At 64.2% G+C, this 7,675-nt stretch carries 7 protein-coding genes; 4 read left to right on the top strand and 3 right to left on the bottom strand.

The window, feature by feature from the left end; all coding sequences use genetic code 11:
• Nucleotides 1–726: porin (locus MKK69_RS00225; RefSeq protein WP_243964631.1), on the bottom strand; the 726-nt coding region annotated here is incomplete at its 3' end.
• A gap of 499 nt (nucleotides 727–1,225) precedes the next feature.
• Here MKK69_RS00225 and MKK69_RS00220 point away from each other — a divergent pair.
• Both MKK69_RS00220 and MKK69_RS00215 read left to right on the top strand, forming a co-directional pair.
• Nucleotides 1,226–1,870, top strand: coding sequence for an AAA family ATPase (locus tag MKK69_RS00220; protein ID WP_243964630.1), 645 nt, complete (start codon nucleotides 1,226–1,228; stop codon nucleotides 1,868–1,870).
• Nucleotides 1,871–2,022: 152 nt separating this feature from the next.
• Nucleotides 2,023–2,190 carry a ribbon-helix-helix domain-containing protein gene (locus MKK69_RS00215; protein WP_243964629.1) on the top strand — a complete coding sequence of 56 codons (168 nt, stop codon included), beginning with the start codon at nucleotides 2,023–2,025 and terminating at the stop codon, nucleotides 2,188–2,190.
• Between the two features lie 338 nt (nucleotides 2,191–2,528).
• On the opposite strand, the gene MKK69_RS00210 is transcribed toward MKK69_RS00215, so the two are convergent.
• Nucleotides 2,529–2,810, bottom strand: coding sequence for a hypothetical protein (locus tag MKK69_RS00210; protein ID WP_243964627.1), 282 nt, complete (start codon nucleotides 2,808–2,810; stop codon nucleotides 2,529–2,531).
• Between the two features lie 116 nt (nucleotides 2,811–2,926).
• The gene (locus tag MKK69_RS00205) at nucleotides 2,927–5,146 is read right to left on the bottom strand and encodes a TonB-dependent siderophore receptor (protein WP_243964626.1); all 2,220 of its coding nucleotides are present in this window, start codon (nucleotides 5,144–5,146) and stop codon (nucleotides 2,927–2,929) included.
• Between the two features lie 645 nt (nucleotides 5,147–5,791).
• Between MKK69_RS00205 and MKK69_RS00200 the strand changes: the two genes are divergently transcribed.
• Entirely contained in the window at nucleotides 5,792–6,349 is a 558-nt protein-coding gene (locus tag MKK69_RS00200) for a hypothetical protein (RefSeq protein WP_243964625.1), read from the top strand.
• Complete coding sequence (locus MKK69_RS00195) at nucleotides 6,342–7,331, top strand: site-specific integrase (RefSeq protein ID WP_243964624.1); 990 nt, start codon at nucleotides 6,342–6,344, stop codon at nucleotides 7,329–7,331. The genes MKK69_RS00200 and MKK69_RS00195 overlap by 8 nt, the downstream gene beginning before the upstream one ends.
• The last annotated feature ends 344 nt before the right edge of the window (nucleotides 7,332–7,675 follow it).

Raw genomic sequence — 7,675 nt, 5'->3', positions numbered from 1 at the left:
GGTCACGCCGAAGTTCTGCGTGCTACCCGTGTTCAGCGTGGCGGCCACGTTGAACGGCGAGAAGATCGGGGTCCGGCGGAAGACCGGATCTTCGATCGAGATCGTCGCCGACAGGCCGTTGCCGACCGTCGCCGTGTAGGGGAGCAGGTTGGTGGAGAAGTTGTCCGAACCCGCGGTGGCACCGGCGAAATCGAAGGCGTGTGCGTAGAAGTCGAAGAAAGACGACGGGCGACCGGCAGTCAGCCCGGCGAACTGGATGAACGCCTTGTCGACGTTGGCGAACTGCTGGTCGCGGCCGAAGCTGTCGGTGCCGATGCCCGGGTAGGCCTGGCCGATGCGCTGTTGGGTGCCGGAGGTGCCGACGCCGGAATAGCCGGTGCGGGCGCCTGCATCCAAGCGCACGAAGGCGCGCAGGGTGCCGTAGGCAGTCTGGGTGCGGGCATCGAGGTTGATGCGCATCCGGCCCTGGTAGCCCGACGTGTCACCGGCGGCGCCCGCCTGGCGGGTGTAGCTGGTCTGGTAGCCGCCCTCGAACCGGGCACGGCCCGAGATACGCAGGCAGGTGTCGGTGCCCGGGATGTAGAAGAAGCCGGCGCCGTAAGCGTTACAGACGCGGACGTACTCGACCGGCACCGCCTTCTTGACCGGCAGGTCGGCGGCGTGCGCGGCGCCCACCGCCGCGAAGGCGGCAGCGGAACCGAGGAGGGAATTCTTCAGGAAATTCATCAGCAACCCCAAAACTTCGAGACCCGTAACTGCGGCCATGCCTGATTTTTCAGGTCACACCGCCCATTCTTGTTTGGGCCCGCGTCTTGGTGGCTGGCTCCAGCAGGCCCTCACATCGAATTGGCTTGCTGATGCAGGATCATGCCTGAACTGTTACGCTCAGCAATACGGTTTTCATTCAGACACAATCGGTTCGAGGGAACCGTGTCAGTTCGGCCACACATTTGACAGTGGCTTTCGATCAACAGCGCTGCTGCGGCAGGCAGCTAGCCAGGCGGCAATATCATCCCGGCTCGCCCGGCCTCGCGCACTCCCGACCGCTTCCGCGGCTGATGCGGTTCAGATAGCGCGAGCAGCTCTGCACCGCTACGGCGCTTCGATGCTTTCGCGCTGTAATGCTTTAGCGCTAAACACCTATCGCACGATGGTGCTACCAGACCGTAGCGCTTTCGTGTCGTCGTGCCTTGCTGCTACAGCGCGACAGCATCACGAGGGGGCCATGCGAACGATAACCCTGGTCACACAAAAAGGCGGATCCGGAAAAACCACGATCGCCGCAAGTCTCGCTGTCGCGGCCGTCGAGGCGGGGGAGAAGGTCGCCGCCCTCGATCTCGACCCGCAAGGCTCGCTCGCGGCGTGGGGTGACGTTCGGACGGAGGATGCGCCGGCCGTTGATCGGCTCGGTTCGGATCGTCTCACGGATCTCCCGCAGATCCTAGCCGCGCTTGGGGCGCAGGGGTTCACAGTCGCGGTGCTCGACACGGCCGGCGTCGCCTCCACCGGGGGCAATCTGGCCATGCAGGCCGCAAACCTGGCGCTCATCCCCGCCCGGCCGTCGCGCCTCGATCTACAGGCCACCATGCCGACCATCGAAACCCTGATGCGTCTCGGCATGCGGGACCGGTTCGCGTTCGTGCTGAACCAGTGCCCTGCCGGGCGCTCGGCTCGAACCGTCGAAGCGGCCAGCGGGCTCGGGATGTTCGGCGTTCTAGCCGAACCGTCCCTGACGCAACGCGCCGACCATCAAGACGCGCTCGCGGCGGGGAAAGGCGTCACGGAGTACGCGCCCGACGGTAAGGCTGCCGAGGAGCTGCGGGCGCTGTGGGCCTGGGCGGATCGCAAAATGAAGGCGAACAAGGCATGACGAAGCGCCCTTCCCTGATTGGTGGCCTATCCCTGCCGGGATCCGAACCCCGTGAGCCGGCGGCATCTGCTGCCCCTGCCCCGGCATCCGCGCCAGCCTCGCCCGAACCGGCGAGCGCCAAGCCTGCAGGCCGGCGAGCCCGTCCGGATGTGGTGCATACCTCCGTGTACCTGCCGAAAGAGGTACATCGCCGCCTGCGCGAGATCGCGTTCACCCGGGACGTGAAGGTTCACGATGTCATCATGGAAGGGATCGACGCGGCCTTGCAGAAGCACGGGCATCCGCCGGTCTCGTCGCTCAAGCCCAAGGGCGAGGCGTAGCACGATAGCGGAACAGTGCCGTAGCGCTATCGTGCTATAGCATCGCGAGACTATCACGCTATGCCGGTTTCGTGCTGTAATGCTGCAAAACTACAGTGCTTTGGTCGAACATGGACGGTGGTTGCCTCCGCTTCCGACCTTTCACAGACCCTCAGAAGGTCCGCTTCGTGGCAGCATGATAGGCGGCGACCTAAGACCGGGTTGGGTGGTTTCCTGCCTGTCCGCTTCTGGACAGCGGTTGCATCAAGTGGACATAGCCGTGGGGACCGCTCACGACCCTTCTATGACCTTGGAAAGGTCTGCTTACTGGCAGTGGGGTTGGCATTGACCAAGGCCTTCTATGCTGGCCCCATACGCTTCATCGATCGTGGCATCGAACATGGCATTTGATCGGCCATAACGGACAAGATCCTCTCGGCCGCCGCCAGATTAAGGCTGTAGCCGTCCCCTGCGACGACCTCAGCCTGGCTATCGAGAAGGATTAGGCCGCCGCGGTTCCGAACATAAGGCTGATGCCAGCGCGACTTCGACAGCTTCAGTCCGAGGCGCTTCGCCTGCTTCCGGAGCTGCGCCAGACGAAGGGTGTCCTGGTAAGTCGGGGTCAGGTCGATCTCGTACACGGCACCCTCTCACGCCAGTGTCGACTAAGCCGCAGCCCGCCATGCAGCGCGCCACGGTCGTCGTGCTGATGTAACGGCTCAATGCTCGCATACTCAGCCGCTGGAGGTGAGGCCTCTCACCACCGGTAGATCAGGCTGCCAATGACCGTCGCCGGCTGATTACGATTGCAGAACCCGAACGAGCAAGTCTGGTAGTTCCGGTCGAAGATGTTGTAGCCGTTAAGCTGCGCGCGGAAGCCCTTGTACTTCGGGTCGAGCGCCGCGAAGTCGTAGGCCACCAATGCGTCGTACAGCGTGACAGCGGTATTGCGCACCGTGTTCTGGTCATCTGCGTAGCTTGAACCGATGTAGCGGATGCCGCCACCGATCTGAAGACCGCGCAGGGCTGAGGACGGCGGGAACGCATAGGTCAGGAACGACGCGTAGGTATCCTGGGGGATGCCCGATACGAGGTTCCCGGCGAGCGACTGGCCAGTGAACGAGACCGAGTTCACGAACCGGATGTCGACGTGCGTGTAGGCGATGGTCAAGTTCGTGCCTGGGGCGAGGTTGGCGGTCGCCTCGGCCTCGAAGCCTTTCGAGCGCACGGCCCCGCCGGCAGTCTGGAACGCGAGGGAGGACGCGTCGGGGATCAGGATGTTCGACTGGGTGATGTCGAAGCCGGCAAACGCGGTTTGGATGTTGGTGCCGGGGATCAGGTACTTCACGCCCGCCTCGATCTGATCACCGGTAGCCGGCTTAAACGCTTGTCCGTTCCGGTCGAGGCCCACCTGCGGGGTGAAGGTCGTGGCGTAGCTGGCGTAGGGAACGAGGCCTGGCGCCAGGACGTAACCCAGTCCGACCCGGCCCGTGAACGCGCTGTTGTTCTGGCTTGAGACCGCGCTGTCGGGGGTGGCGAAATTGTTCTGGAAGACCCAATCGTGGCGGCCGTTCAGGGTCAGGATGAAGTCGCCGAACTTGGCCTGATCCTGCAAATAGACGCCGATCTGCTCCTGGGTCTGGCGCGCGGCGGACCCGAGGGTCGGGGTCGCGATAAACTGCTGGCCGTAGTTCCGCGTGATGAGGTTCAGGTCCGGGGCTAGGCCAAAGCCGAGGCGTTGGCTCAGGCTGTACCGAGCGTAGTCGACGCCCCCGACCACGGTATGGGCGACCGGGCCTGTGGCGAAGCGCGCCTCCAATTGGTTGTCCAGCGTCTGCTGCACCAAGCCCTCGCGGATGTAGCCGGTGTCGCGCGTGCCAATCGTGTTTGCGTCGTTAATACCGTTGATGTCGACGTACTTCCCACTGAGAAAGACGCCATAGTGCCGAAAGTTCTGGCGGAAGACCAAATCGGGTGTGATGAAATGCTCGAAGGCGTAGCCGACACGATACTGCGTCTGGTTGAGACCGGCGAAGGCCGGATCGCCCATGTAGTACGGGCTCGCCCGGAAACCCGGGTAGTTGTAGTAGAACGTCGTGGCCGGCGTGTTGGTCGTCTGGAACTCGCTTAGGAACGTGAACGTCGTAGCCGCGTCGGGTTTCCAGGTGAAGGCGGGCGCGATGTTGAACCGGTCGTCGTTGGTGCCGAGACCGATGAAGGTGCCCGCCTCGCGGCGTAGGCCAGTCAGCCGGTAGGCCATGGTTCCACCCGACCCCTCGATCGGGCCGCCGACGTCGAAGTTGCCCTGGAAGCGGTCAAAGCTGCCGGCCTGGAACTGGACCTCGCCGAACGGCACGAAGACGGGGCGCTTGCTGGTGATGTCGAGGATGCCGCCGGGCGAGCCGAGGCCGTAGAGGCCGGCGGACGGCCCGCGCAGGATGGTCACGGCCTCCGCGCCGTAGGGCTCGATGCGTGGGAAGATGAACCCGCTGCCGATCACGCGCAGGCCGTCGCGATAGGTGCCCTGATTGGTCAGAACGTCGAAGCCGCGGATGAAGATCTGGTCGAAGCGCGGGTCGAAGCCCGACCGGGCCGAGATGGCGCCGGGGACATAGTTGATCGCATCGCTCAGGGTCTGGACGTTACGGTCGTTGAGCTGCTCGCGGGTGACGACGGAGATCGATTGTGGCGTCTCGATGATGGGCGTGTTGGTCTTGGTTCCGGCAGTTGTCACGCGGGCTGTGTAGCCGGTTATGCCGGATGGGCCCCCGCCGCCGCCACTAGTGGCGGCCGTGCCGCCGTCGCCGCCGCTGAGGTTGACCCCACCGGAGCCCACCGGTCCGGGAGCTGAGCTGCCGGGTCCTGCTGCTTCAACCGAGAGTTCGTTGAGCTGGACGGTTCCGTCCTGCGCCGTCGCAGCCCCGGAAAGGGTGGTGGTGACCAGAAGAACGGCGAGGAGTGGGGAGCGGTAGGACATGGATCACGCTGACGCGCACCGGAGCGGCACAATGCCAGTGTAATCACTGTTCACGGATCGTTGATCAAGCCGAAAACGTGTTGTATTTCACACACTTACAACGGTTCAAATCTGAAGAAATTCTAAGCTGGAGCTTACCGATCACCCTCTGGTCATGCGCGAGACCAAGCTGCCCCAAAATGGTGCCCGGCCCTGGGCAATTCTTATAATACTAATTGCATTACCCCGAACGACTGAGCCAGGGGCGGGGGCTGAAGATCCGCTTCCGAGCGTTGAGTTAATTTCCGCTTCCCACCCTCAGCCGAAGCTGCCGGACGACCGACTAACAGCCGCTTTCGGGAAGCGCTGACGGCGGTCCCGACGATCGGGTTGGGTCGGATGCAGAACGTCCGGTTCGGAGCGACAGCCCAGCGTTCGCTCCCCTCCCGCAGCCGACAGTACCGCGTGTCGGGTCGTGCTCTTCAGTGCTGTAGCATTACAGCACCGAGGCATTGCAGCATGACGGCAGTCAATGTAACTTCCGATAAGTGGTGTTCTCGGAAGTTTGCGACAGGGCGGATCGTTGGCCGTCGGCAGCCCTAAGACGCTGCTGGTTGGATGACGGCAGACGCTATTATCCTCTGAGTTTAGCTGGAGGGGTTCGGTATGCCTGAGGCGCTCATCGTCGTTGTCCCGACCGAGACGCTTTCCCTGTCACCGGAATGGCGAGAGGCCGCCGAGCAAGCGGCGCGCAATCTGGGTCAGGGCAAGCCTCTCGCCGAACTCAGCCCCGAGCATTGGCAGCTCGTGCTGACCAGCGTCACGGATCGCATGCGACTGCGGGGCGCCTCGATGGCGCGCGGCTGGCAGCTCGCACTCGCCCGGCAGGTCGGGCGTCAGGATCCCGAAGATCCGGCGGAAGCGCGTGTCCTTGCCCTGTATGCCAAGCGCGAGGAGATCGCAGCCCACGTCGCGCGCGACCTGGGGCTTGGGGACTTGGCTGGGCTCAGCGATAAAGAGCGCGCCACGGTCGATCAGCAGACCGCCGAGACGATCGAGGGCTGCGACCCCACTGCACCCGAGTCGGCAGACTGCTCGGACGCGGATCGAACGATGCGGCGACTGCTCTCTGAGCACCGCGCATTGAGCGAGCTACGAGCCGACGAGGACAACGTGCGCTTGGCAGAGGAGGGCGAGGTGTTTGCGCCCGAGGACGATGCCTGACAGCCTACCCATCGAAACTGTAGAGATCGCCGCTGGGCTGCCGGTCGAGACTGTAGCACTCGTCCAAGCCTACCAGCGCGCCTCGAAGGCAGCCGCGACCCTGCGGGCCTACCGCTCGGATGCGCGGGTATTTGAGGCGTGGTGCCGACGGTATGGGTTCCGGTCGCTGCCCGCCACGGCCGAGGCGGTCTCGGGCTTCCTCGTGGCCGAAGCGGAGGCTGGACGGTCGGCTTCGACCATCGGGCGCCGGCTCGCCGCGATCGGCTACGCGCACAAGCTGGCCAAGGCCACCGACCCGACCGATGACGAGGATGTCCGCGCCACCATGAAGGGGATCCGGCGCCGCATCGGCGTGGCCCCGACGCAGAAGGCCGCCGCGACGGTCGATGTCCTGCAGATGCTGCTCGCCCGCATCCCCGACACCCTGACAGGCAAGCGGGACCGAGCGCTGCTGGCCCTTGGCTTCGCAGGGGCCTTCCGCCGGTCCGAGCTCGTCGCCCTCGACGTCGCCGACCTGATCGAGGATCCCGCAGGCCTGCGGGTCATGGTCCGCCGATCCAAGGTCGACCAGGAGGGCAGGGGGTTCGAGAAAGCCATCCCGACCGGCCGGTTCATTCAGCCCGTGCGTCTCGTGCGCGAATGGCTGACGGCCGCTGGCATCACGGAGGGGCCTGTGTTCCGGCCGGTCTCGCGATCGGGCCGGGTGCGGGGGAACTGTGCGCAGCTCGCGCCTCAGCTCGCCCGCCTCACAGACCGATCCGTCGCCAACATCATCAAGGCCTACTGCACGGCCGCCGGGTTCGATGCCTCGCTGTTCGGGGCGCACAGCCTGCGGGCCGGCTACATCACGACGGCGGCCGAACGTGGGGCGGATCTCGCGCGCATCATGGACCAGTCGGGCCACCGGGACCCGCGGACGGTCGTCGGGTACATTCGCCGGGCCAACGCCTTCAAGGGGCACTCGGGGAGCGGGTTCTTATAGTAAGGCGGCATTCAAAAGCCGAGTTATTGTCAAGCTCGCAGCGTTGAAGCCGTTCGGGCCAACGCCAATCCTGAGCTGGTACATGTGTCCATCGATCCGCCGGCAGAGGAGCCAGGCCCTGGAAGGGATGAGATGGCACGACATCGCTCGCCTCGTGCCTTTCCACTTCGTTTATGGGTCGTTCCGGCCATGGAGCCACCAAAGACGGGATCGCCAGCCAGTGTTGAAAAGACCTGATTGATCGATAGTCTAGATCAATCTTGTTCTCTCGAAAAGAGCACAGCACTTTACAGCCGTAGTTAACCAGCCAAAGAGCGTAAAAACCAGCAATCATCAAGATGGCG

The sequence above is a fragment of the Methylobacterium sp. J-026 genome (genome assembly GCF_022829585.1).
Lineage (GTDB): Bacteria > Pseudomonadota > Alphaproteobacteria > Rhizobiales > Beijerinckiaceae > Methylobacterium.
Note: the sequence above shows the minus strand (reverse complement) of the source record. Positions and strands in the feature narration are given on the sequence as shown.